This window comes from Pseudobacteroides sp. (genome assembly GCF_036567765.1).
Lineage (GTDB): Bacteria > Bacillota > Clostridia > Acetivibrionales > DSM-2933 > Pseudobacteroides.
Window position 1 is genome coordinate 75,249 of the sequence record NZ_DATCTU010000032.1, and the last position, 24,690, is coordinate 99,938.

The window sequence follows — 24,690 nt, forward strand, 5'->3', positions numbered from 1 at the left end:
AACTTAGCCGAAAAATTGCTGGGGGGATAAAGGTGAGCCGTAACAGTACCGGATTTAAAGGTGATTATAATGGAAAAACCAAAGCAGCTATGCTTTTAATATCTCTTGGACCTGAAAAATCCGCTGAAATATTCAAGCATTTAAAGGAAGAAGAGATAGAGCAGCTTACACTTGAGATTGCAAATATTAGGACTGTAACACCAGAAGACAAGGAACGGGTTTTAGAAGAGTTTTACCAGATATGCCTCGCACAGGATTATATAGCAGAAGGTGGTATAAATTATGCCAAAGAAATTCTTGAGAAGGCTTTAGGAACTCAAAAGGCTTTGGAGGTTATAAACAAGCTTACTGTATCGCTGCAGGTGAGACCCTTTGATTTTGTCAGAAAAGCAGATCCTTCGCAGCTTCTAAACTTTATACAGAACGAGCATCCCCAAACGATAGCTCTAATTCTTGCCTATCTTAAGCCTCAGCAGTCATCAATAGTTTTATCGGCTTTGCCTCAGGACAAACAGGCGGATGTGGCAAGGAGAATTGCGACGATGGACAGGACATCTCCCGAAGTAATAAAAGAAGTAGAAAGGGTGCTTGAAAAGAAGCTTTCTTCACTGGTGACTGAGGACTTTACAGCTGCAGGTGGTGTTCAGTCAATTGTTGATATCCTCAATAATGTTGATAGAGGAACAGAAAAATATATTATGGAAACCTTAGAAATTGAAGATACTGATTTGGCAGAAGAAATCAAGAAGAGAATGTTTGTATTTGAAGATGTATTAACCCTTGACAACAGATCGATACAGAGGTTCTTGCGGGAAGTTGACAACAGCCAGCTTGCTATTGCATTAAAGGGCTCTACCGAAGAGGTTCAGAAGCTTATATTCGGTAATATGTCAAAGCGTTTGTCCGAGATGATAAAAGAGGATATAGACTTCATGGGACCTGTAAGGCTCAAAGATGTTGAAGAGGCACAGCAAAAAATTGTTAATGTAATAAGAAAGCTTGAAGATGCAGGTGAAATTGTTATTTCCAGAGGCGGAGGAGATGAAATAATTGTATAACAAGGTATATAAAAACTATCAGATAAATCTGGGATTACCGTTTCAAGTAAATAAGCCGTTAAATTTTCAGACAGTTAAGCATATGGACGATGATATGAGTTTTGATGATGATAAGGAACTTTTCATTCAGCAGCAGGATGACGTTGAAACCAGGGAACAAATACTGGAAGCTGCCCGTGAAGAAGCGGAAATGATAATAAAAGAGGCAAATTTCGAGGCCGAAAGGATTGTAAATCAAATCCAGAACCAAGCTATGGAGAATGCAGCTGCAATTTTGGAAGAGACCAGGCAAAAAGGCTTCGAAGAAGGGTATAACGAGGTTAAGAAGCAGTATGAGGACTTGCTTGAGGAGGCAGAGTTTATCAAGGAGCATGCAAGGATTGAATATAAGGAGGTCCTTGAAAGTATTGAGTCTGATGCTGTAAACATTGTGTTGGATATAGCCAGAAAGGTTTTGGGCATGGAAATCAGTACCAATAAGGAAGTCGTTCTTGGACTTATAAAGCAGGCCTTTGAAAAGTGTTCCAGCAAGGAAAATGTGGTCTTAAAGGTATCAAATGAAGACTTTGACTATGTCTGTGCCAACAAGGATATTATTTTGGGAATGGTTGAGGGTATAGGTGAACTTGACATAAAGAAAGACTCATCATTAAAGGCCGGAGGGTGTATGGTGGAGACAGCATACGGAACTATTGATGCAGGGATGCAGACTAAATTCAAAAAAATCGAGAGTGCATTCAGAAATGTTATTTTGGACAAATAGATGATTACCTGAAAATTACATGAGGGGTGCGGACAATGCCTGTAATAGACTTGGGAAGATACGCGGAAATACTGGAAAAATCTGATTATATTGAATATACAGGTAAAGTATCAAAAGTTGTTGGATTAACAATTGAATCTACCGGTCCTGAAGTAAATATGGGAGAAATGTGCTACATTCACACTTCAAAGGGGAGAAAAGCCATAGAAGCGGAAGTTGTTGGATTTAAGGACAATAAGGTTCTTCTTATGCCTCTTGGTGATATGAGCGGCATAGGTCCTGGTAACAAGGTAGTGGCTACAGGTGAACTGCTGCGGGTTGGTGTGGGAGAAATGCTGAAGGGAAGGATATTGGACGGTATGGGTAAGCCTATTGACAGTAAGGGTGTTTTTGAAACCCAGTGCTTTTACCCAGTTGAAAACACCACGCCTCATCCCCTTCAAAGAAAGAGAATATCAGAGCCTCTGTCATTAGGGGTTAAAACAATAGATGGGCTTTTGACGGTTGGCAAAGGTCAGAGGGTGGGCATATTCGCCGGAAGCGGTGTTGGAAAAAGCACCCTTATAGGTATGATTGCCAGGAATACTAAAGCGGATATAAATGTTATTGCACTTATTGGAGAACGTGGAAGAGAAGTTAAGGAGTTTATAGAAAAGGACTTGGGAGAAGAAGGGCTGGAAAGATCAATTCTTGTAATCGCCACATCAGACCAGCCTGCATTGGTAAGACTTAAAGGAGCCCTTGTAGCAACGGCTATTGCAGAGTATTATAGGGATCAGGGAAAGGATGTCCTGCTGCTGATGGATTCATTGACACGTTTTGCAATGGCACAGAGGGAAATAGGGCTTGCAGTAGGAGAACCGCCAGTCTCAAGGGGCTATACCCCATCGGTATTTGCTATGATGCCCAAGCTTTTGGAAAGGTCAGGATGCTCCGATAAAGGTTCCATTACAGGACTATACACAGTATTGGTTGATGGTGACGACTTGATGGAGCCAGTAACTGATACGGCAAGAGGAATTTTGGATGGACATATAGTGCTATCCAGAGCCCTGGCAAATAAAAACCAGTACCCGGCTATTGATGTATTGGCAAGTATAAGCAGGGTTATGTCGGACATTGTAACAAAAGAGCACAAAAAAACAGCAGCAGAAATAAAGAAGATTATGGCTGTATACAGAGAGGCGGAAGACCTGATAAATATAGGTGCATATGTTAGGGGCAGCAATGAAAAAATTGACTATGCAATAGACGTTCATGATAAAATTTTGGGCTTTATTGAGCAGGGAACTCATGACAAATTGACTTTTGATGAGACTACCAATATGATGTTCAGCCTATTGGATTAATGATAAGGATGATCATATATGGCAAAATTTAAATTCAGACTGCAGCCTCTTCTAAACATAAAAATCCAGCTTGAGGATAGTGCAAAGAATGAGCTTGGAAAAGCTGTTCAAAGGCTGGAGGAGGAGAAGGAAAAAGCAAGGTTCCTTGTTGAGAACAGGGAAAAATATATAAGTGAATTTCAGGAAAAGACATCATCCTACGTAAGGATTGATGAGCTCAAGGGATACACACTGTATATTTCAAAGCTTGCCCAAAACATTGAACTGCAAAATAAAAATATTAAGGAAGCTAGCGATAATGTCGATAGATATAGGGAAGACCTTATAAAAATAGTTAAAGAGAGGAAAATTTTAGAGAAACTTAAGGAAAAAAAATATAAGGAATACTTAAGTGAGTTAGGCAAGGATGAACAAAAGAGAATGGATGAAATCGTCAGCTACAAATATACAGAGAATGAAATTTAGGGGATAAAAATGGCCAAAAAGGATAAAAACCTGGAAGAGGAAGTAGTAAATCAACAACTACAAAGCCCTAAACCGCAAGGAAGCGTGGATGAGAGCGATAAAAAAGGAATCTTGTTTGTATTGTTTGCTCTTTTGACAGCACTGGTAATAATGATTGCGGTTATTGGAGGGGCTTTATTTATTGTTATAAAAAATAATGTTAACGGTACTGCTGAGAAGTACAGGAAGGAAATCCAGGGAATACCTGTTTTAAACCTGGCACTACCAACAGCCAAAGAAGCTGATGATCCGGAAGAATTGACACCTGAGGATTTAAAGAAAAAGTATGTGGAGCTTAAAAAGGCAAAGGATGAAAAAATAAAAGAGTTGGATGACGCAAATAAAAAGATTGCTGAACTTGAGAAGACAAAAAATGAGCAGGATAAAATAAAAGTTGAGGCTGATAAGTACAAGAAGGATAACGAAGAATTGAAAAAACAAAATGAGGCTGGCAAAAAACAAATGGAAGATGAAAGAAAGAAGCTGGAAGGCTATAAAAAAGAGATAGACGAGATTGTAGCAAAGGGAGACAAAACAGGGTTCAAAGAGTTTTACGAGCAGCTTAATCCTGAGGTCTCAGAGAAAATTTACAAAGAGATAATTACAGAAAAAAAGGTTGACACTGAAACAAAGAAATTCGCAACTTTGTATGAAACCATGGATCCATCTGCTGCGGCTGCTATATTTGAGCAGCTTGGCACTGGTAAAATTGATCTTGTGGTAGACATACTAAGGTATATGAAAAAAGAGTCTTCAGCGGAGGTCCTTGCAGCAATGAAGACGGAATTTTCAGCCAAGGTTTCTGAGAAACTATCAAAATTTTACATGGCTACACCTAAACCCCAATAACCAGCTATAGGAATAAAGGTTTAGTTTTTATATTAATGAGCTAACAGCGAAAGGAGGTGAGACAATGATAACTCAAAACCTAATGCTAGGATTTATGCAAAAAACGCAAGTGTTTCCAGCAGGATCCAAGGCAGCATTAAGCGATGAAAAAGCGGCACCTACAATTCAAAAAGCATCATTTGAGAGAGAGGCTTTCGACATCCAATTAAAAGCGGCTGAAAACAGAAGAAACTTAAACAGAAACCAGGCAGAAGCAAGAGAATCAATTAAAAGGAATAGCCCAAGGTTTAACTCTTTCAAGGAAGCTCTAAGAAACGACCAAAAGCCTGAAATGAACAGCACAAAGGAGTCTAAAAAGGTCAATGATGATATTGACAGAGAAGACGGCATGAATGGTGAGAATAATAAAAAAGTAAAGAAACCTGCAAGTCTTGAAATATCACAGGAAGAAATTGCTGTTGCACAGGTTCTTGGTATGCAGCCGGAGGAATTCAGAAAAATAATGGAAGATATTAATATCGAGCCTCAGGATTTTCAGGATGAAGCCAAAATTCCCGCTATCATAGAAGGTATTGCACAAAAGCTTGGTCTCAACGTAGAGCAGAAAAATGCATTAAAGGAACTTGTTGAGGGTGTGGTAAAGCTTGTGGATTTGAAGTCGGCAGATGGCAGCGTTGTATTGGAAGATTTGCAAAATGATGATATCCGCAAGATGAATACCGATGAACTAAAAGCTGGAGGTAGCAATGCCAAAGAGGTGAATAACATAAAGGAAGAATCCAAGACATCTCTTGAAGAGCTGGCAGAAAAGTTGAAGGAAAAAATAGAGGAACTGACTCAAAAACTTAAGGAAAATCCTGAAGCTATGAAAGAAGAACTGACAAAGGTTGTTAGGAGCATGATGGACAAGTACAGCAGTAAGGCTTCAATGCAAGGGAATACCGAAAGTGAGATGGTTATGGACTCCGAAGAGGAAACTGTAGAATCACAGCCTATAAATATGGGAAAAATCACTGAAGCTGGAGATGCAAAGAAAGAGGCTTCTCAAAATTCCGAGAATTTAAGGGACCCAAGAGCAAATAGCAAAGAGGAAAATGTAAAAGCTTCAGAGAACCAGGGAGCAGGAAAAAACCAGGAACAGGTATATCTTAAATCTTCAAAGGAGGATTTAAGTATTGAGTCAAAAGCTGATGTGAAGGGAATAAGCAGTAATTTGCAATCTGTGCCGGCTGAACAGGGTAATTTAAATAAAAGTGCGGGAGATGTGGAAGCACTTAAGACTATTAAGGATCAGCCGGTTAGTAAAAGGGATATTTTGACTCAGGTAATTGATAAGGCAAAGGTTGTTTTTAATGGAGATAAGTCTGAAATGGTTATATCAATGAGACCTGAGAACCTTGGAAAGCTTTCCCTCAAAGTAGTAACAGAACACGGAATAATCACAGCAAAGTTTATAGCGGAAAGTCAACAGGTAAAAGAAGTTCTGGAGTCAAATATGCAGCTTTTGAAGGATACATTGGAAAAGCAGGGCATTTCAATACAGGGTTTTTCCGTTTCTGTAGACAGCAACCCTTCAAGAGAATTTAGCGGGCAGAAGGACTATAATCAGGGAGCAAAAGAAAATAACAGCAAGGGTAAACCGATTGGGTTCAATACCGTATCAACTATGGAAGCAGCTTCAAATGTTGAAAAAGTGAATCCTTACATAATGGGAGAAAGCAGAATTAACCTTACTGCTTGAAGGAGGAAGTAAGATGGCTATTAGTTCTATAGGTACACAAAAAACCATACAGCAGATTATTGATGAGTCTTCAAAGGCAACCAGCAATAGAAAGACTGGAGATCTTGGTAAAACTGATTTTTTAAATCTTTTGGTAACACAGCTGAAATATCAGGATCCTATGAAGCCGACAGAAGACAAGGAATTTATAGGCCAAATGGCACAGTTTAGCTCATTGGAACAGATGCAAAACATGAATACAGGGTTTTCTTCAGTAAAGGCCATGAACTTGGTGGGTAAACATGTGACAGCAACGGTAAACGATGCATCCACAAATCAGCAGAAAATCGTTGAGGGAGAAGTAACATCTGTAAAGATATCCAAGGATAAGACCTTTGTTATTGTTAAAGGTGAAGAGGTTCCTGTTGACCAGGTAACAGAGATTACAGAGGGGCAAAGAGGTGGAAACAGTAATATTTCCAATTATACCAACCTGATTGGATTTGAGTGTAAGGGTGCTGTTTACAGCAATTCCACCGGTGATATTGTTCCTGTCAGCGGTACAGTAACGGAAATACAAAAGGGCTATTATGAAGACTATGCGGTTATGGACGGAGTCAAGGTACAGATTTCCAGTATTGCAACCGGTGTACAAACTACAGATACTACATATAAGAAAAGCTACCTGGAATCTCATATAGGTGAGACCGTAGAGGTTAACGTAATAGATCCGAAAACAAGAAAGGAAGTGCCTGTATCGGGAATACTCAGGGAGTATAAGATAACGCCGGACGGTGTAACTACTGCGATACTCGACAAACTGGATGTGCCTGTTGAAAGCATAATGAATATCAGATCGGTAGAGCCGCCAAAGGCTGGTGAGTAGTTATGGTTGTAAACAACAATTACTTTAATAACATCGGACGAATAAATGGCAGTCAAAATTTGCAAAGAAGCAATCCCACAAAGGAAAAGACAGGTGCTGCCAATGACTTTGGTTCTATATTAAAGGATAAAATAAACGAGAATGAAGGTCTGAAATTTTCAAAGCATGCCGAGCAAAGGCTCCAATCCCGAAACATAAAGCTTACTGAAGCCCAAAAGGAAAAGATGTCAGAGGCAGTAAACAAGGCCAGCATGAAAGGAGTAAAGGACTCATTGGTAATAGTGGACAATATGGCATTCGTAGTTAATGTAAAAAGTAAAACAGTCATAACTGCGGTAAACAACAACGAACTTAAAGACAATGTATTTACAAATATTGATGGAGCTGTGTTCGCATAGTATTCTATATTAACATTTTGATCTGCATTAAAGGTTAACAAACAAGCAAAATTTTCCGATATTAAAATGAAGGTTATTATATTGCGGCTGGACCCTTCGGGGGGGCCGCCTATTCCGGATCGACTGATGGAATAGTCCGCTGAAGGAGGAGTTTTAATATGATGAGATCTATGTTCTCCGGTGTATCGGGGTTAAGGGCTCACCAAACAAGAATGGACGTTATTGGTAATAACGTTGCAAATGTTAATACTGTTGGATTTAAATCAGGAAGGGTAACATTCCAGGAAGTATTCAGTCAAACTATGAAAGGTGCATCAGCACCAGATTCAACCACAGGCAGAGGGGGAACTAATCCCATGCAGCTCGGTCTCGGGCTGGGTGTAGGAGCTGTTGATACCATACATACAAGGGGAAGCTTACAAAGAACCGATAACCCGACAGACTTATCCATTGAAGGAGAAGGCTTTTTCATACTGAAGGGTGGTTCAGCTGATTTATTCAAATTCTCCAGGGCAGGTAATTTTGGTGTGGACAAGCTGGGAAACCTTGTTTCTTCAGGGGGGTTGAATGTTTATGGATGGCAGGATTACGGCGGAGCCATGCAGGCTGACGGTTCTTATAAATTTGATACTGAAAAGCCTGTAGAGCCAATAAACCTTTACTCTGATGTATATAATAAAAATAAGAGAATGATTGCAGCAAGACAAACTTCGAGTGCTGTATTCGCAGGAAATCTGGATGCATCAAAGGCTCCACTTGGAAGTGCAATTTCTACATCGTTGCCTCAGTTTACAGTCCCAATGACAGTTTATGATACTTTAGGCAATAATTACAAGATAAGTATTAACTTCTGGAAGGATTCAGCAAGCGGTATAACAGCCAGCGGAACCACAGGAGGAACAGTATGGTTCTGGTCGGCATCATCAGGATCAGGTGTAAATGCCACTTTTGGGTCATCAACTGCAAACGGCTTTTTACAGTTTGATACAAAAGGGCAGATTGTTACGACTGCATCCGGCTATAGTACAAATCCTATGATACAGCTGATACCGGGATCAAGTGTGGGAACACAGCCTATTGATGTAACACTGGATTTTCAAAAGCTTACAATGTATGATGCAGATAGCTCTGTTAAGCCTAGCGACGTAAATGGTTATCCAACAGGTAATCTGGTTACATTCAATATCGGAAGCGATGGGATTATTACAGGGGTTTACAGCAATGGTCAGCAGCAGCCGTTAGGGCTGTTGGCGTTGGCCGGCTTTGAAAACCCTGGAGGCCTTCAGAAGGTTGGGGACAATATGTACTTGCCCACCACCAACTCGGGAGACTTTAAGAAGGCCGTGAAGCCTGGCGGTGAAGGGGTAGGTAGTTTGAATCCTGGAACACTGGAAATGTCGAACGTTGATCTTTCCAGAGAATTCACAGATATGATTGTAACTCAAAGGGGATTCCAAGCAAACAGCAGAATTATTACCACATCAGACGAGATGCTTCAGGAATTGGTTAACCTAAAAAGGTAAGATAATTATGGTTGAATAATTAAATTATGTTACATTGTTTTCAAATAGACTGCTTGTAATAATTTCAAGCAGTCTATAGTAATAATTTTTGAGTATTATAAATTCCTGCTAAACGCTTATGTCATCAGGGTAAATTTAATATGGCCGCAGTCTAATAATTTCTTAACATAAAAAAGTAACATAAAAAAACACTTGAGTTTTTGAGGTAAAAATATTATGATTAAATTAACGCGTTTGAATGGTTCAACATTTGTTTTAAATTGTGAATTAATTGAGTCGGTTGAGTCAACGCCAGATACTGTATTGACTACAATACATGGTAAAAAACTTGTTGTATCGGAAACTATTGATCAAATAGTGGATAAGGTGATACAATATAAGGGAAAAATAATGTTTATCAGCAGAGATGAACTGATCTATTCTTGATTACATTTTTAATAAAGCAATTTGAAGGTTTAATAATCTTAAATTAAGCTGTCTGGACAGTAATGACCAATATATAACTTCCACTATAATATGGGCTTATGCATTGACATAATTCGTTAATACACGTTTGAAAGGGAAGTAATTGTTTAGTCATTCCTTAATAAGTAATCCAAAGAAATATTGAAATTTAGTAGTAGGAAAGTAAATTGAGGTAACACGATGTTATTTTTTAGATTTACTTTTTGTTTAGCTATAGAACATTAATGTTAGTGTTGTGTATAAAATCACTTTGTGATTTTGTTCAGTGTAATTCTTTTAGGTATCCCTAAATGGGTACTATAAGGATTATAAAAGGGGGCATTAGAGGTGGGTGGAAAAGGAAGCTTTTTTGTTCTGCTGATTGTTGTTGCGTTTCTTTCTTTAAGTTTAGCTGTGCTTGCTATTTATGTCTTTGTTTTCGGAGGCAACAACTCTGGTAAAGAGACAAAGGTTGTTGAGACAGTGACTGTTACAACACCTAAGGACAGTGAATTGGCAGAAATGGCACTTTTTGAAGGTGATAAAATTTTCAACCTGAAATCAAGTCCGTCATCCGAAGAAAAGTCACTTGCTGCTATCAGAGTAAGTATAAAACTCAAGTATTTTATTAAGGTTGAAGGAATCAAGGATGTTGCAGTAAAGCTCAAGGCATATGAAAGTGAAATGAGGGAACTGGTAGGAAATTACTTTTTAAATATGTCTGTGGATGAAGTATCAAAGCCGGAAACCAAGGAAAAAACCAAAAAAGAGTTAAAGCAGCAGATTAACCATTTGTTGTTGGAGTCTGAAATAATTAAGACTGATCTGGTATATTCAGTTGTACTTGAAGATTGGTTCTATCAGTAAGGAGGTGACCAAATGGGAGATATACTTTCGCAAAATGAGATAGATGAACTGCTTAGAGCCCTGAATACCGGGGAAATAGATGTACAACAGATGCAGACTACTACTCAAGAGAAGAAGATTAAAAGCCATGACTTCAGAAGGCCTAGTAAATTTGCAAAGGATCACTTGAAAACATTACATATAATACATGAGAATTACTCCCGTTTGGTAACAAACTTTTTATCAGGTTACCTTAGGACTCTTGTGCAGGTCGATGTTATATCTGTCGAACCGCTTTCGTATTATGAGTTTAATAACTCCATATCCAACCCGGTTATTTTGTCTGTTGTTGATTTTACGCCTTTAACAGGCTCAATTATATTTGAAATAGCTCCTAACATATCCTTTGCTTTGATTGACAGAATTTTAGGTGGGAAAGGTTCATCAATGGATAGGGTAAGGGGATTTACCGAAATAGAACTGGCTATTATTGAAAGAATTATAATTCAGATGTTAAACCTCATGCGAGAGCCATGGGAAAATGTTATTGCCATAAGACCTAGGCTTGAAAAAATTGAGACCAATGCACAGTTTGCACAAATCATTTCTCCTAATGAAATTGTAGCCCTGGTAACATTAAGTGCAAGAGTTGGGGAAGTGGAAGGAATGATTAACATATGTATCCCTCATATGGTTGTTGAGCCTATTGTTTCAAAGCTCAGCACAAAGTTCTGGTTTTCTACCATAGAGAAAGAATTTACTTCAGATATAAAAGAAAATATAGAGAGTAAAATAGAGCAGACGGTGGTACCCTTAAAAGCAATACTTGGGAGAACAGTTATTAATGTATCGGAATTCATCGAATTGCAGCAGGGAGACGTTTTGCCTTTAGATACAAATATAAACGGCAATCTTGAGGTTCTGGTGGGGGACATTCTTAAGTTTTACGCCAGCCCGGGAGTAAAAAAGAGTAAAGTTTCCATAAAAATTACGGATGTTTTAAAAAGGGAGGATGAATAGAATGGGAGATATGCTTTCACAAGCAGAAATTGATGCCTTGCTGAATGGTACACCCATATCAGAACCTTCTTTGGATAATGGTGCAGGCAATGCAGAAGGTCTTAGCCCTCAGGAAATTGATGCACTTGGAGAAGTAGGCAATATAAGCATGGGAACCTCTGCAACTACCTTGTTTACTTTACTAGGCCACAAGGTAACCATAACAACGCCAAAGGTTACCGTATCAACCTGGGGTGAGTTGTCGGCAGCATATGATCTGCCTGTTGTTGCGGTAAGGGTTGAATATACCCAAGGGCTTAACGGCATAAACTTATTAATCATGAAAGAAGATGATGTAAAGATAATAACCGATTTAATGATGGGCGGGGATGGAAGCAACCGTCAGGGAGAACTCTCCGAATTGCACTTAAGTGCTATAGGAGAGGCTATGAACCAGATGATCGGATCATCATCAACCTCTATGTCATCGCTGTTTGATAAAAGAATAGATATTTCGCCCCCTAAGGCTTTCAATATAAGGACAGGAGCAGAACATCCATTTAATGAGTTTGAGAAGGAAAAGACTGTAGTAAAGATTTCCTTTAAAATGATTATTGGAAACCTCATTGACAGCGAAATTATGCAGCTTATACCTATTAACTTTGCCAAAAACCTTGTGGATAACCTGCTTAACATGGATACGAAAAGCACTAGCCAGCCTGAACCTGTTAAGTCTTCACCACAGCCGATGCAGCCTTCCATGCAGCAGTTTTCATCACAATCCATGCAATCATCAGGGTTTGGGCAGCAGTTTTCGCCCCAGCCTCAGCAGCAAACGGGTTTCGGGTTTGGGAACGAGCATATGGGATATAATGAACCTCATCACAACAGCGGGCCTATAAATGTGCAGCCCGTACAGTTTCAGTCCTTTGATGAGGGCAAGCTGGTGGTTGAAAAAAAGAATATAGGCATTATTATGGATGTTCCTCTTCAGGTAACTGTTGAGCTTGGAAGAACCAATAAGCTTATAAAGGATATTTTGGAGTTTGGCCCGGGTTCAATTATAGAGCTCGACAAGCTTGCTGGTGAGCCTGTAGATATACTGGTAAACGGAAAAGTTATTGCAAAAGGTGAAGTTGTTGTAATTGATGAAAGCTTTGGTGTGAGAATTACTGATATTATACATCCTTCGAAAAGACTATAAAATGTGGGTAATATTAATTTATATAAATTACTGTGTTATTAAATTGCAGTACTCTCATAATACATTAAGCTTAACAGAATCTAATTTAAGGAGAGGGATCAAGAATGAGTAAAAGAATTCTAATTGTTGATGATGCAGCGTTTATGAGGATGATGATCAAGGATATCCTGTCAAAGAACGGTTATGAAATTGCAGGTGAGGCAGAAAATGGTGCAAGGGCAATTGAAAAGTACAAGGAGCTTTCTCCAGATCTGGTTATAATGGATATAACCATGCCTGAAGTTGATGGTATTCAGGCAGTAAAGGAAATTAAAAAAATTAATACCGATTCAAAAATTATCATGTGCTCAGCAATGGGACAACAGGCTATGGTTATAGAATCCATACAGGCAGGAGCAAGAGATTTCATTGTAAAACCATTCCAGGCAGAAAGAGTTGTCGAGGCTGTAAAGAAAGTCCTGGGGTAGAATAGGAGCATTGGCTAATGGATACTACAGTTACTGTATTTAAGGGATTTGTTTATTTGGTGGGTTTCGGGTCCATACTGTTTCTCACATACATCACCACCAGGTTCCTTGGTACAAGAATGAACAAAGCATCAAAAGGAAAGTACTTAAGTATTGTTGATACAGTAACATTAGGAATGAATAAGCAGTTGTATCTGGTTAAGGCCGGAAACCAGTTTATTCTCATGGCATCATCCGGAAAGAACCTTGAATTTATTAAGGAAATAAAGCTGGATGAATTAGATATGGAAATGGATGCCGAAACAAATAATACCTTTGATTTTAAAGCGATTTTTGATAAGTATTTTCAAAACTTCAAAAATAAAAAGAATGATAATAATGATGAACCAAATAGTAACATGGAAGCGTCAAGGTTTAAAGGCAATTTACAAAGGCTAAAAATACTGTCTTCTAAGTTTGGAAAACCGGTTGAAGATTATGGAGATGATAATATTAATGAGAAATAAAAAGGTTTTCATTACAATAATTGCCTTTATTTTCATAATGATTATTCCAGTTGCCGTTTTTGCCGAGCAGTCTATACCAATCCCTAAAATTGGCCTGGATATAGGTACTTCCCAGAATCCCAAGGATGTTTCTTCGAGCATACAGATTTTACTGCTACTGACGGTTTTATCATTAGCACCATCGATACTAATGATGATGACATCCTTTACCCGCATTATAATAATATTATCTTTTCTGCGTAACGCACTGGGTACACAGCAAATGCCGCCAAATCAGGTGTTAATAGGTTTGGCACTGTTTCTCACCTTGTTTATTATGGCACCTGTAGGCAAGGAAATAAACGAGCAGGCGTTCCAGCCTTATACAAAGGGTGAGATAACTCAGCAGGTTGCTGTTGATAAAGCATCTACAATAATAAAGAATTTTATGTACAAATATATTTATGAAAAGGATCTTGCTCTCTTCGTATCATTATCAGGAGGCACAACTCCTGTAAAAAAAGCGGATCTGTCAAATTTATCTCTTACAGTAGTTATTCCGGCTTTTTTAATAAGCGAGCTTAAGACGGCATTTCAAATTGGCTTTCTAATCTATTTACCATTTTTGGTCATAGATATGGTTGTCTCAAGTACTTTGATGTCAATGGGGATGATGATGCTTCCTCCTGTAATGATATCTCTGCCCTTTAAAATACTGCTGTTCATAATGGTTGATGGCTGGAATCTATTGACAAAAACAATTGTCAATAGCTTTGTCCGATGACGCAATAGAATTTATAGCTATTGGAAATATAGAGACTTAAAAGTAACAGGAGGATTTTATATGGATCAGGGAGCAGTAATAGATTTGGCACAAAAGACGCTGATGACTGTTGTATATGTTTCAGCTCCCATGCTGGGGCTTAGTCTTATTATAGGTCTTGCAATCAGTATTTTTCAGGCCACTACTCAGATTCAGGAACAGACACTTACATTCATACCAAAAATTCTGGCTGTATTAGGAAGTATACTGCTTTTCGGTTCATGGATGCTGAGGGTGCTGATTGAGTTTACTGAGGGGATTTTTATGAATGTAAATCATTATATTAAGTAAATAGAATTATAGTTGGATTTCAAATTATTTATACACTAGTAGGTGGAGTATAATGCAAATACCGGAAGGGATACTGTTAAACGGCATAGGAATGTTTATCCTGGTTTTTGTCAGGATGACGGGGCTTTTTGTGATAGCACCCATATTCGGGAGAAGAAACATACCGGTTTATTTAAAGGTAGGACTGGCTCTTATTACAGCCCTTTTGCTCATGAATGCAGTAAAGATGAATCCGGTGGATTATGGAAATAATATTTATTCCTATACCATGCTGATATTTAAAGAGTTTATAGTAGGAATTATTCTAGGATATATAGCTAATGTTATTTTTGATGCAATACTGATGGCAGGTCAGTTAATTGACATGCAGGTAGGCTTCGGTATGGTAAACGTACTAGATCCCATAAGCAATATCCAGATTCCCATATCGTCAAACTTCTACTATATGATAAGCATGATGGTACTGATGGCATCAAATGGCCATCATGTAATTATGAAAGGTCTTTTTGAAAGCTATAGATTCATTCCCGCCGGGGAGGTGGCTTTTAATACTATTCTCCTTAACGATGTACTGGCTAGCTTCAGTAAAATGTTTTTGATAGGGTTTAAGATAAGTGCACCTATAATAGCTGCCATATTGGTTACAGACATTGCACTGGGGATTATATCAAAGAGTATTCCGCAGCTTAACGTATTTATAGTAGGTATGCCGGCAAAAATCATTCTTGGAGTTTTGGTAATGGTGCTTACAATACCGGCATTTATTTATCTGGTAGGCTTTATGGTAGGAGAATTGGATAATGAAATGTTCAAAGTCATAAAGGATATGGTATTAAAAAAATGACTATAGACCCTTTTAGGAAAAAGTATATACAGGTTAACCTGCAGCTTTTTGCCGGTGACAAAACCGAAAAGGCAACTCCGAAAAAAAGGCAGGATGCCAGAAAGAAAGGGCAGGTTTTACAAAGTAAGGAAATTACGTCGGCATTTGTTTTATTGTTTATATTTGTAGCACTTCGTTTGTTAGGCGGATACATGTATAATGAAATCACATATTTCGCCAAGGTTGTGCTTACCGAGTATGTAAATATTCCTGATCTTTATACAATAAACGGAATTACAAAGCTTTTTATGCTTTCCGGCATTGAACTGATAAAAATATGCGGTCCCATATTAGCGGTAGCATTAATAACAGGGCTGATAGCAGAGTATGCACAGGTTGGATTTCTTTTTACATTTGAAAACCTTAAGTTTAAGTTTGAGAGGATCAGCCCCTTAAGCGGCTTGAAGAGAATTTTTTCATTAAGATCAGTAGTTGAACTTGTAAAATCCATCATAAAGCTTGCAATTGTAGGGCTTATTGCATACTCCTACATCAAATCTCAAGCAGACAATATACTGATAATGATGGATTTGGATGCTATAGGTGTTGCCAGCTTTATTGCTTCATCCATAGTTGACCTTGCAATCAGGATATGTATAGCACTTATTTTTATAGGTGCTGTTGATTATATATATCAGTGGTATGAATTTGAGAAAAGCCTAAAAATGTCCAAGCAGGAAATAAAGGAAGAGTTTAAACAGACAGAAGGTAACCCGGAAATAAAGTCCAAAATAAGGCAAAAGCAAAGACAAATATCAATGAGCAGAATGCTTAGCGATGTACCTAAGGCCGATGTTGTAATAACAAACCCTACCCACTTTGCGGTAGCAATAAGATATGATGCAAACGTTTCACCTGCCCCCATGGTAATAGCAAAGGGACAGGACTATCTAGCCCAGAGAATCAAGGAGGTTGCAAGGGAGAATAAAGTTGAAATTGTAGAAAACAAGCCCCTTGCCAGAAGTTTGTACCAAAGTGTGGAGGTAGGACAGGAGATTCCTGAGGAAATGTATCAGGCGGTTGCGGAAATACTGGCCTTTGTTTATGGCCTTAAGAATGAGGCTGGTGCAAGAAGTTAGGTTTTAGTCATCTCGAAGGAAGAAATAAACTGCTTGTAAAGAGGGGGTATTTGTATAAAATGAAGCTAGGAGATATGTCAGTTGCCATTATTATAGTATCCATAGTTCTTATAATAATTTTACCCATACCTAGCTTCGTATTGGATATCCTTCTTGCTATAAACATATCCCTTGCCGTTGTAATTATGCTCAACACTATCTACTCCAAGGAAGCACTGGATATGTCAATTTTCCCATCGCTGCTGCTTATAACTACATTATATAGATTGTCACTTAATATTACAGCCGTAAAACATATTCTTTCATCAGGTGAGGCAGGTCAGGTTATAGCTGGTTTCGGTAACTTTGTCGCACAGGGAAACATAGTTGTAGGATTTATAATATTTCTCATAATAATGGTAGTACAGTTTATGGTAATAACCAAAGGTTCCGAAAGAGTATCGGAAGTAGCAGCAAGATTTACCCTCGATGCTATGCCTGGAAAACAGATGGCAATTGATGCGGACCTTAACTCAGGACTTATTAATGAAGCGGATGCAAAGGAAAGAAGAAAGAAGATACAAAGAGAAGCGGATTTCTACGGGGCAATGGATGGTGCCAGCAAGTTCGTAAAAGGTGATGCAATAGCAGGTATTATCATCACTTTTATCAATATAATCGGCGGCCTTATCATTGGAGTATTAATGAGAGGTGAAGAGATTGGAACTGCACTTGAGCACTATACAATACTCACAATTGGTGATGGTCTTGTGAGCCAGATCCCTGCTCTCCTTATATCGACAGCTACCGGTATTATAGTAACCAGGGCAGCATCCGACTCAGCGATGAGTAATGACCTTATAAAACAGATATTCGGAAACCCCAAAGTTTTGTTCTTATCTTCCGGATTATGTGTTGTTTTATCGCTGTTTTTGCCTACAATACCGTTTCTGGTACTGGCAGCCATTCTTGCAATTGTTGGTGCCACGCTTATGAAACAGCAGAAGGAAGTGCAAATCCAGGAAGAGGTTCAGGTTCAGGAGAGTGAAGTTGAGGAAATCAGAAAGCCTGAGAATGTAATATCCCTTTTGCAGGTTGACCCGATAGAATTGGAATTTGGTTATGGAATAATTCCGCTGGCCGATGTCAATCAGGGTGGAGACCTTTTAGACAGGGTTGTTATGATAAGAAGGCAGCTGGCCCTTGAGCTTGGAATGATTGTTCCCGTAATAAGACTCAGGGATAATATACAGCTTAGCCCAAATGAGTATGTGATTAAAATAAAGGGTGTTGAGATTACAAAAAGCGATATAATGCTGGATCACTACATGGCAATGAATCCTGGCACTGTAGAGGAGGAAATAGATGGTATAAGGACTGTTGAGCCGGCGTTTGGACTTCCTGCAGTGTGGATTTCTGAAAGCCAGAGAGACCGTGCCGAGATGCTTGGGTATACCGTAGTTGATTCACCTTCAATAATAGCTACTCACCTTACCGAGGTAATAAAGAAAAACGCCAATGAGCTGATGGGAAGACAGGAGGTTCAAACCCTTATAGATAACGTAAAACAGAACTATCCTGCCATAGTGGAGGAGCTTATTCCAAAGGTTATGACTCTTGGTGAGATACAAAAGGTCCTTGCCAATCTTTTGAAAGAAGGAGTTTCAATAAGGGATATGGTAACAATCCTGGAAGCATTGGCAGATTATGCACCTGTTACTCATGACCCCGATATTCTTACTGAATATGTTAGGCAGGCATTAGGAAGAGCAATATCAAGAAAGTTTATAAATGACAATAAATCCAATGTGATTACTATAGATCCTAAGCTAGAGCAGATTATTATGGAATCAGTACAAAGAACAGAAAACGGCTCTTACCTTACAATTGAGCCTGATGTTACAAACACCATTTTGTCCAGTTTGTCAAGGCAGGTGCAGAGGCTGGTTGAATTGGGACAGCAGCCCATTGTACTGGCATCGCCGGTTGTAAGGTTATATTTTAAAAGACTGACGGAAAGGTTTCTGCCGGGGTTAATTGTTCTATCATATAGTGAAATTGACCCTAATATAGAAGTTCAATCGATAGGGATGGTGAGTATTTAAGTATGAAGATTAGACGTTATATGGGAAGTAATACGCAGGAAGCAATACTGAAGGTGAAAATGGATTTGGGTAATGAGGCGGTTATACTAAACACCAGAAAGGTAAGAAAAAGAGGCCTTTTGAGTTTTTTTGCCAAGCCTATGGTTGAGGTTCTTGCAGCCATCGATGATGATATCAGTACTAAGAAAGAAACTGTGAAAAAAGTCGAAACAAACAAACAAAAGGAAAGTTCGACACAAAAGGAAATAAATTTTAAAACAAATTCGGAACAAAAAGAGGAAAAAATCGATGTTTTGGAGAATAAGGTAAATAACATGGAGACCATGCTCAAGAAAATCTATGAGCAGTTCCAGAATAATACCGGTTCAGCTCCAGCCTCAACATCAACTTCAGCACCGGTTTCTGCCCCGCCAAGGCAGGAAAAGACAGAAAGGCCTTATTCCAAGGTTTTGATGCAGTTTTATAACAATCTTATTAAAAATGAGGTTGAGGAGGAAATAGCAAAGAAGCTTATTGATACTGTAAGCAAAAAAATTGGTGATACTACAAGTATTAATGATGCAGCTTCCATGCTATACAGCCTGATTTCCGGAATTTTAGGCAAACCGGAAACTATTGGTCTTAAAGAAGATAAAAAGCCGACAGTGATAATATTTGTCGGTCCCACCGGAGTTGGCAAAACAACGACACTTGCGAAGATTGCAGCCAATTATTCTTTGAATCTCAGAAAAAATGTAGGTCTAATTACTGCGGATACGTACAGGATTGCAGCAGTTGAGCAGTTAAAGACATATGCGGAAATATTGGGCCTGCCTGTTAATGTAATTTACGCACCTAATGAAATTAAGGATGCAATTTCCTTATATGCGGACAAGGATGTAGTTCTCATTGATACTGCAGGAAGAAGCTATAGGAACAAATCCCAATTTGATGAGTTAAAGGCTCTCATTGCCGCCTCGGAAGCGGATGAAGTATATTTGGTTATGAGCTCAACTACAAGCGTACGCAACTGCAATGACATTCTTCAAAATTACAGTTTCTTAAAGGATTATAAATTGATTTTTACTAAACTTGACGAAAGTCAGGTTAATGGAATTATTTTAAATACTAAATTCCGTACGGGTAAGAACTTATCATTTGTTACAACTGGACAATGTGTGCCTGATGATATTGAGGTTTTGAATATCGACAAGATGACCAAAAATTTATTAGGGAGCATATCTTGATATGATGGATCAGGCAGAAAAACTCAGAAAGATTGTTGACAATCTGAAATCCCTACAAAAAAATAACAAACAGAATTTGATTCCTGCGGTTGAGAAGAAAAATGCCAAAGTGATCACCGTAACCAGCGGTAAGGGCGGTGTAGGCAAAACCAATATAGCGGTGAATCTTGGAATTGCCTTAAGTGAATTAGGGCTTAAAGTCATAATCTTGGATGCTGACTTTGGCCTTGCAAATATAGATGTTTTATTTGGAATGATACCTAAGCATACACTGGTTGATGTAATACATAGTGAGAAAAACATTTTACAAATTCTATCGGAAGGGCCTAGCAATGTTAAGTTCATATCTGGAGGGTCAGGCGTTGAAGAACTCATAAAGCTTGATAACAGCCAGCTTGAAAAGTTTTTGTCAAATATCTCACTTATGGATAAGATAGCAGATATCATTTTAATAGATACAGGTGCAGGACTTTCCGATAATGTGATGAACTTTGTTATGTCTGCCGATGAGGTGCTCCTTGTTACAACACCTGAACCGACATCAATAACCGATGCATATGCACTTATAAAGATGATATCCAACAGGGATAAGGGAAGACTTATAAAGGTTATAGTCAACAGGGCTGAGGATACAAATGAAGCTAATGATTTATTGAGCAAGCTTTCTATTGTATCGGAAAAGTTCCTTTCCTTAAAGCTAATGCCTCTTGGTTATGTGCTGCACGACGAAGCTGTTATCAAAGCGGTAAAAACTCAAAACCCTTTTCTCATTAGTTTTCCAAAAAGCAATGCTTCAAAGCAGATTAGGGATATATCAAGAAAATTAATATGCGACAATAATGATAGCAGTGAAGCAGAAATAAAAGGAATAAAAGGTTTTATGAACAGGCTGGTTGGTTTCTTAAATGTCTAGGAAATAAGTATATACTAAAAGATTATGGGGGTATATATGAAAGCTGCCGAGTTAAATCCCGGGACTAAGTTGGAAATTGAACTATTAGATTTTTCAATGGCGGGAATAGATCCGAACAAACTATATATAAGCGAGTTTGAATGGTCAGAAGGGGAAAAAGTGATCTGCGTGGCTGCTCCCATACATGAAGGAAGATATTTGACTGTTCATAGCGGAACAAGTATGAATCTTTATATAAATTGTAAAAGTGAGTTTTATAAAGTAAAGGCAACTCTAATAGAGAGACTTATCAAGGAGGGTTTACCGATATATAAATTAAATATTGAAAATGATATTGAAAAAATCCAAAGAAGACAATTTTTTAGGTTTGATTGTGTATTAGATATAAAATGCAGGGAAGTTGAGATGATAAATAACACCGCTGTGCCAAAGAGTAAATTCTCCAATGGACTTACAAGGGATATAAGCGGGGGAGGAACTTGTTTAGCTCTCGTTGAGGGTATTGAGAAGGGGAAATATATAGAATGTGAACTTCAGTTATCGGAAAATAAGACCATTAAGTTTTACGGAACAATAGTAAGAAGCTCAAAAACCGAGTCCGAAGGCAAGAACAAATATGAAGCAGGAGTAGAATTTTACAACATAGATAATAGGTCGAGGGATGCTATAATCAGTTTTATTTTTGAAGAGCAAAGAAAACTAAGGAAAAAGGGATTGATATAGAGCTATGTCTATAAAAAATGAATCCGTAATTAGGGTACTGGTGGTAGATGACTCGGCTTTTATGAGAAGGGTTATATCAGATATTTTAGATAGCGATGGGGATATAAAGACCATCGATACTGCTAGGAACGGAAAGGAAGCAATTGAAAAGGCTGTTAACTTAAAGCCTGATATAATAACTTTGGACGTTGAAATGCCTGTTATGGACGGTCTTACCTGCCTTAAAGAGCTTTCAAATGTCTGCAGTATACCTGTCATAATGCTAAGCAGCCATACAAAGGAAGGTGCCGAGGCAACAATAAATGCTTTGGAGCATGGAGCAATTGATTTTATCACAAAGCCTTCCAACATATTTCATATGAACTCCCTTAATAAGAGAAATGAGTTGATTGAAAAAGTAAAGGTAATTGCAAAGTTGAAAAATAATACATCTAGAGCACATAGAGAGATTCTTGAAGTCAAGAATCATTATGAGCATCAAAAGGGTCTCAATAAAGGAAACAATCAAGGCTCGCATTTAAAAAAAATTGTGGCTATCGGAATATCTACAGGGGGACCTAAAGCACTAAGGGATGTAATCCCTCAACTGCCAGGCGACATACCGGCAGCCTTTCTTGTAGTTCAGCATATGCCGCCGGGTTTTACCAAGTCACTTGCAGAAAGGCTGGATTCCCTAAGCAATGTAAGGGTTAAGGAAGCGGAAGATAACGAGATGGTCAGGCCAGGGGTGGTTTATATAGCACCTGGAGATTATCATATGAAAATAGCTCTAGCAAGGGATAAAAGCTTAACAATAAAGTTGACTAAAGACCCGCCATATGGTGCACACAGACCGTCTGCAACGGTTATGATGGAGTCTTTAAGCGAGACGGGTCTTGCGAATATTGTAGGAATTATTATGACCGGCATGGGCAGTGATGGCAGTGAGGGAGCAAGAAGATTAAAAGAGGAAAACAACGGATATATAATTGCACAGGACGAAAAGACTTGTATTGTATACGGTATGCCTAAGGTTGCAGTTGAATTGGGAATAGTTGATGAAGTTGTACCGCTTGAAATGATCACGAAAAAGATTAATGAGATAGTGGGGGTGTAGTAACGATGGATATGAGCCAGTATCTGGAAATATTTATTGAGGAATCAAAGGAGCACCTGCAGGGGCTGAATCAAAGTTTGCTGCAGCTTGAAAAGAATCCTCAGGATGTGCCGATTTTGAATGAAATATTTAGAGTAGCACATACTCTTAAAGGCATGGCTGGAACAATGGGTTTCGGTAAAATGGCCAAGTTAACCCATGATATGGAAAATGTTCTGCACGCACTTCGTAATAATGAAATCAAAGTTAATACCAACCTGGTAGATCTATTATTCAGGTGCCTTGATGCATTGGAGAACTACGTAAATGAAGTGGTTACCAAAGGAACAGAGGGTAATACCGAATATTCCGAAATAATTAAAGGCCTTGATAACATTTTGAATAAGAAGAACGGCAACGTAGAGGTTAAGGCTGAAAGTCAGGAAATTATTGGCAGTACAGAGTCAAGTATTGAGCACATTACTTCCAAATTTAAATTGAACCAGTATGAGCAGAACCTTATTAACAAAGCTATTGAAATGAACATGAATGTTTTTAAAATTGTAGTTGTGCTAAATAAGGGCTGTGTCTTAAAATCTGCGAGAGCTTTCATAATATTCCAGACTCTAGAGCGTCATGCTGAAATAATTAAGTCGGAGCCAAGAGTTGAGGATATTGAGGATGAAAAATTTGACTTTGAATTTACTGTAATGGTCATAACCAGAAGGGACTTAGAAACATTCCATAAAGAATTGACATCAATATCGGAAGTTGATGAAGTCATAATAACAACTGTTCATTCAAATGATACCCAGGGAACTGTTCACGAAATTAATTGTGAAGTCCAGGAAAAAGTAAGTGAGGAATCTGAAGAAGAAAGCCAAAACAATGATAATGAATCAGCCGATCAACAAAAAGGACAGGCCTCAAAAAACAATTTGAAGACAGGAAAAACAGTAAGAGTTGATATTGACAGACTTGATGTCCTTATGAATCTTGTAAGTGAGCTTATTATAATTAAGACCAGGCTTGAAGGCTTGGACGAGATAGAAAGAACTCAGAATTACAATGAAGTTATTGAATACTTTGAAAGGGTCACAACAAACCTTCATGACGCGGTAATGAAAGTAAGAATGGTTCCTATTGAAACTGTATTCAACAGATTCCCAAGAATGCTAAGGGATATATCCAGAAGCCTTAACAAGGAAATAGTTCTTAATATGTCGGGCGAAGATACCGAGCTGGATAGAACTGTAATAGACGAAATAGGAGATCCGCTTATACATTTGCTGAGAAATTCAGCAGACCATGGAATAGAGTCTCTTGATAAAAGAAAAGAGATGGGTAAGCCTGATGCGGGACACATAAACTTAAGGGCATATCAGGATGGAAATAACGTTGTTATCGAGGTTGAGGATGACGGAAAAGGAATAGACCTGGAAAGAGTGAAGAAAAAGGCTATAGACAAAGGATTTGTAAATAAGGATGCCGCAAAAAATCTTTCACAAAAGGATATTATAGACTTCCTTTTCAAACCAAGCTTCAGTACCACCGACAAAATTACTGACTTGTCAGGCCGAGGAGTTGGGCTTGATGTGGTAAAAACCAAGATTGAAACGTTAGGGGGCATGGTAGAGGTTGATACGGAAGCCGGAAGGGGCAGTAAATTTATAATAAGACTTCCTCTTACTCTGGCAATTATTCAGGCTCTGCTTGTGCAGATAAATAATGAAAAATATGCACTCCCGTTAAATACAATAAGGGAAATAATCAAGGTTAAACCAGAAGACATAAAGCAAGTTCAGAAACAGGAAATTATACTTCTAAGAAATACAATTGTTCCAATAATAAGGATTGGAGACTGCCTGGATGTTCCCCCAAGTGAAAAGCAAAACAAGCTTTTGACTGTAGTGGTTGTAAAGAAGGGTGAAAAACTCTCAGGATTTTTGGTTGATAACCTTATTGGACAGCATGAAATTGTTATCAAGTCATTAGGAAAGCTATTGGGTGGAATCAAAACCATAGCCGGAGCAACAATACTTGGAGATGGAAATGTTGCACTTATTTTGGATGTTAACTCTCTTGCAGTGTAGTAAGT

Annotated in this window: 25 protein-coding genes; all 25 read left to right on the forward strand. The window is 38.4% G+C overall.

Annotated features, from left to right (window positions below; all coding sequences use genetic code 11):
• Window positions 1-32 precede the first annotated feature (32 nt).
• On the forward strand, window positions 33-1,058 hold the full coding sequence (fliG, locus tag VIO64_RS04870) for a flagellar motor switch protein FliG (protein ID WP_331915735.1): 1,026 nt from the start codon (window positions 33-35) through the stop codon (window positions 1,056-1,058).
• On the forward strand, window positions 1,051-1,821 hold the full coding sequence (locus VIO64_RS04875) for a FliH/SctL family protein (RefSeq protein ID WP_331915737.1): 771 nt from the start codon (window positions 1,051-1,053) through the stop codon (window positions 1,819-1,821). The genes fliG and VIO64_RS04875 overlap by 8 nt, the downstream gene beginning before the upstream one ends.
• 35 nt (window positions 1,822-1,856) lie before the next feature.
• Window positions 1,857-3,170 (forward strand): flagellar protein export ATPase FliI, encoded by a 1,314-nt coding sequence (gene fliI, locus VIO64_RS04880; RefSeq protein ID WP_331915739.1) that lies wholly within the window; start codon window positions 1,857-1,859, stop codon window positions 3,168-3,170.
• 18 nt (window positions 3,171-3,188) lie between these two features.
• A complete protein-coding gene (fliJ, locus tag VIO64_RS04885) occupies window positions 3,189-3,635 on the forward strand; it encodes a flagellar export protein FliJ (RefSeq protein ID WP_331915741.1) in 447 nt (148 codons plus the stop codon).
• A gap of 9 nt (window positions 3,636-3,644) precedes the next feature.
• Window positions 3,645-4,523 carry a DUF615 domain-containing protein gene (locus VIO64_RS04890; RefSeq protein WP_331915743.1) on the forward strand — a complete coding sequence of 293 codons (879 nt, stop codon included), beginning with the start codon at window positions 3,645-3,647 and terminating at the stop codon, window positions 4,521-4,523.
• Between the two features lie 64 nt (window positions 4,524-4,587).
• A complete protein-coding gene (locus VIO64_RS04895; RefSeq protein ID WP_331915745.1) occupies window positions 4,588-6,264 on the forward strand; it encodes a flagellar hook-length control protein FliK in 1,677 nt (558 codons plus the stop codon).
• A 13-nt stretch (window positions 6,265-6,277) separates the two neighbouring features.
• Window positions 6,278-7,129 (forward strand): flagellar hook capping FlgD N-terminal domain-containing protein, encoded by an 852-nt coding sequence (locus VIO64_RS04900; RefSeq protein ID WP_331915747.1) that lies wholly within the window; start codon window positions 6,278-6,280, stop codon window positions 7,127-7,129.
• Window positions 7,130-7,131: 2 nt separating this feature from the next.
• The gene (locus VIO64_RS04905; protein WP_331915749.1) at window positions 7,132-7,527 is read left to right on the forward strand and encodes a TIGR02530 family flagellar biosynthesis protein; all 396 of its coding nucleotides are present in this window, start codon (window positions 7,132-7,134) and stop codon (window positions 7,525-7,527) included.
• A gap of 158 nt (window positions 7,528-7,685) precedes the next feature.
• Window positions 7,686-9,050, forward strand: coding sequence for a flagellar hook protein FlgE (locus VIO64_RS04910; protein WP_331915751.1), 1,365 nt, complete (start codon window positions 7,686-7,688; stop codon window positions 9,048-9,050).
• A 216-nt stretch (window positions 9,051-9,266) separates the two neighbouring features.
• On the forward strand, window positions 9,267-9,476 hold the full coding sequence (locus VIO64_RS04915; protein ID WP_331915753.1) for a flagellar FlbD family protein: 210 nt from the start codon (window positions 9,267-9,269) through the stop codon (window positions 9,474-9,476).
• Window positions 9,477-9,842: 366 nt separating this feature from the next.
• The gene (locus VIO64_RS04920) at window positions 9,843-10,361 is read left to right on the forward strand and encodes a flagellar basal body-associated FliL family protein (RefSeq protein WP_331915755.1); all 519 of its coding nucleotides are present in this window, start codon (window positions 9,843-9,845) and stop codon (window positions 10,359-10,361) included.
• Window positions 10,362-10,373: 12 nt separating this feature from the next.
• The gene (fliM, locus tag VIO64_RS04925) at window positions 10,374-11,360 is read left to right on the forward strand and encodes a flagellar motor switch protein FliM (protein ID WP_331915757.1); all 987 of its coding nucleotides are present in this window, start codon (window positions 10,374-10,376) and stop codon (window positions 11,358-11,360) included.
• 1 nt (window position 11,361) lies between these two features.
• Window positions 11,362-12,543 (forward strand): flagellar motor switch phosphatase FliY, encoded by a 1,182-nt coding sequence (gene fliY / locus VIO64_RS04930; RefSeq protein ID WP_331915759.1) that lies wholly within the window; start codon window positions 11,362-11,364, stop codon window positions 12,541-12,543.
• 104 nt (window positions 12,544-12,647) lie between these two features.
• Window positions 12,648-13,010: a response regulator gene (locus tag VIO64_RS04935; RefSeq protein WP_331915761.1), complete on the forward strand. Its 363-nt coding sequence runs from the start codon at window positions 12,648-12,650 to the stop codon at window positions 13,008-13,010.
• 17 nt (window positions 13,011-13,027) lie between these two features.
• Window positions 13,028-13,516, forward strand: a complete 489-nt coding sequence (locus tag VIO64_RS04940; protein WP_331915763.1) for a flagellar biosynthetic protein FliO — start codon at window positions 13,028-13,030, stop codon at window positions 13,514-13,516.
• Window positions 13,506-14,279 (forward strand): flagellar type III secretion system pore protein FliP, encoded by a 774-nt coding sequence (gene fliP / locus VIO64_RS04945; RefSeq protein WP_331915765.1) that lies wholly within the window; start codon window positions 13,506-13,508, stop codon window positions 14,277-14,279. Before VIO64_RS04940 ends, fliP begins: the two co-directional genes overlap by 11 nt.
• Before the next feature lie 60 nt (window positions 14,280-14,339).
• Complete coding sequence (gene fliQ / locus VIO64_RS04950; RefSeq protein WP_331915767.1) at window positions 14,340-14,609, forward strand: flagellar biosynthesis protein FliQ; 270 nt, start codon at window positions 14,340-14,342, stop codon at window positions 14,607-14,609.
• Between the two features lie 52 nt (window positions 14,610-14,661).
• On the forward strand, window positions 14,662-15,453 hold the full coding sequence (gene fliR, locus VIO64_RS04955) for a flagellar biosynthetic protein FliR (protein ID WP_331915769.1): 792 nt from the start codon (window positions 14,662-14,664) through the stop codon (window positions 15,451-15,453).
• A complete protein-coding gene (gene flhB, locus VIO64_RS04960) occupies window positions 15,450-16,571 on the forward strand; it encodes a flagellar biosynthesis protein FlhB (RefSeq protein ID WP_331915771.1) in 1,122 nt (373 codons plus the stop codon). The genes fliR and flhB overlap by 4 nt, the downstream gene beginning before the upstream one ends.
• 59 nt (window positions 16,572-16,630) lie before the next feature.
• Window positions 16,631-18,655 carry a flagellar biosynthesis protein FlhA gene (gene flhA, locus VIO64_RS04965; RefSeq protein WP_331915773.1) on the forward strand — a complete coding sequence of 675 codons (2,025 nt, stop codon included), beginning with the start codon at window positions 16,631-16,633 and terminating at the stop codon, window positions 18,653-18,655.
• A gap of 2 nt (window positions 18,656-18,657) precedes the next feature.
• Window positions 18,658-19,881: a flagellar biosynthesis protein FlhF gene (gene flhF, locus VIO64_RS04970; protein WP_331915775.1), complete on the forward strand. Its 1,224-nt coding sequence runs from the start codon at window positions 18,658-18,660 to the stop codon at window positions 19,879-19,881.
• Window position 19,882: 1 nt separating this feature from the next.
• The gene (locus VIO64_RS04975; RefSeq protein ID WP_331915777.1) at window positions 19,883-20,794 is read left to right on the forward strand and encodes a MinD/ParA family protein; all 912 of its coding nucleotides are present in this window, start codon (window positions 19,883-19,885) and stop codon (window positions 20,792-20,794) included.
• A gap of 36 nt (window positions 20,795-20,830) precedes the next feature.
• The gene (locus tag VIO64_RS04980) at window positions 20,831-21,517 is read left to right on the forward strand and encodes a flagellar brake protein (RefSeq protein WP_331915779.1); all 687 of its coding nucleotides are present in this window, start codon (window positions 20,831-20,833) and stop codon (window positions 21,515-21,517) included.
• Window positions 21,518-21,521: 4 nt separating this feature from the next.
• A complete protein-coding gene (locus tag VIO64_RS04985; protein WP_331915781.1) occupies window positions 21,522-22,613 on the forward strand; it encodes a chemotaxis response regulator protein-glutamate methylesterase in 1,092 nt (363 codons plus the stop codon).
• 5 nt (window positions 22,614-22,618) lie between these two features.
• On the forward strand, window positions 22,619-24,685 hold the full coding sequence (locus VIO64_RS04990) for a chemotaxis protein CheA (protein ID WP_331915783.1): 2,067 nt from the start codon (window positions 22,619-22,621) through the stop codon (window positions 24,683-24,685).
• The last annotated feature ends 5 nt before the right edge of the window (window positions 24,686-24,690 follow it).

Excerpts from the sequence above, each read along its gene's own strand:
- fliI (WP_331915739.1), top strand. The coding sequence starts at position 1,857 with ATGCCTGTAATAGACTTGGGAAGATACGCGGAAATACTGGAAAAATCT.
- fliJ (WP_331915741.1), top strand. The coding sequence starts at position 3,189 with ATGGCAAAATTTAAATTCAGACTGCAGCCTCTTCTAAACATAAAAATC.
- VIO64_RS04890 (WP_331915743.1), top strand. The coding sequence starts at position 3,645 with ATGGCCAAAAAGGATAAAAACCTGGAAGAGGAAGTAGTAAATCAACAA.
- VIO64_RS04895 (WP_331915745.1), top strand. The coding sequence starts at position 4,588 with ATGATAACTCAAAACCTAATGCTAGGATTTATGCAAAAAACGCAAGTG.
- VIO64_RS04900 (WP_331915747.1), top strand. The coding sequence starts at position 6,278 with ATGGCTATTAGTTCTATAGGTACACAAAAAACCATACAGCAGATTATT.
- VIO64_RS04905 (WP_331915749.1), top strand. The coding sequence starts at position 7,132 with ATGGTTGTAAACAACAATTACTTTAATAACATCGGACGAATAAATGGC.
- VIO64_RS04910 (WP_331915751.1), top strand. The coding sequence starts at position 7,686 with ATGATGAGATCTATGTTCTCCGGTGTATCGGGGTTAAGGGCTCACCAA.
- VIO64_RS04915 (WP_331915753.1), top strand. The coding sequence starts at position 9,267 with ATGATTAAATTAACGCGTTTGAATGGTTCAACATTTGTTTTAAATTGT.
- fliM (WP_331915757.1), top strand. The coding sequence starts at position 10,374 with ATGGGAGATATACTTTCGCAAAATGAGATAGATGAACTGCTTAGAGCC.
- fliY (WP_331915759.1), top strand. The coding sequence starts at position 11,362 with ATGGGAGATATGCTTTCACAAGCAGAAATTGATGCCTTGCTGAATGGT.
- VIO64_RS04935 (WP_331915761.1), top strand. The coding sequence starts at position 12,648 with ATGAGTAAAAGAATTCTAATTGTTGATGATGCAGCGTTTATGAGGATG.
- VIO64_RS04940 (WP_331915763.1), top strand. The coding sequence starts at position 13,028 with ATGGATACTACAGTTACTGTATTTAAGGGATTTGTTTATTTGGTGGGT.
- fliP (WP_331915765.1), top strand. The coding sequence starts at position 13,506 with ATGAGAAATAAAAAGGTTTTCATTACAATAATTGCCTTTATTTTCATA.
- fliQ (WP_331915767.1), top strand. The coding sequence starts at position 14,340 with ATGGATCAGGGAGCAGTAATAGATTTGGCACAAAAGACGCTGATGACT.
- fliR (WP_331915769.1), top strand. The coding sequence starts at position 14,662 with ATGCAAATACCGGAAGGGATACTGTTAAACGGCATAGGAATGTTTATC.
- flhB (WP_331915771.1), top strand. The coding sequence starts at position 15,450 with ATGACTATAGACCCTTTTAGGAAAAAGTATATACAGGTTAACCTGCAG.
- flhA (WP_331915773.1), top strand. The coding sequence starts at position 16,631 with ATGAAGCTAGGAGATATGTCAGTTGCCATTATTATAGTATCCATAGTT.
- flhF (WP_331915775.1), top strand. The coding sequence starts at position 18,658 with ATGAAGATTAGACGTTATATGGGAAGTAATACGCAGGAAGCAATACTG.
- VIO64_RS04975 (WP_331915777.1), top strand. The coding sequence starts at position 19,883 with ATGATGGATCAGGCAGAAAAACTCAGAAAGATTGTTGACAATCTGAAA.
- VIO64_RS04980 (WP_331915779.1), top strand. The coding sequence starts at position 20,831 with ATGAAAGCTGCCGAGTTAAATCCCGGGACTAAGTTGGAAATTGAACTA.
- VIO64_RS04985 (WP_331915781.1), top strand. The coding sequence starts at position 21,522 with ATGTCTATAAAAAATGAATCCGTAATTAGGGTACTGGTGGTAGATGAC.
- VIO64_RS04990 (WP_331915783.1), top strand. The coding sequence starts at position 22,619 with ATGGATATGAGCCAGTATCTGGAAATATTTATTGAGGAATCAAAGGAG.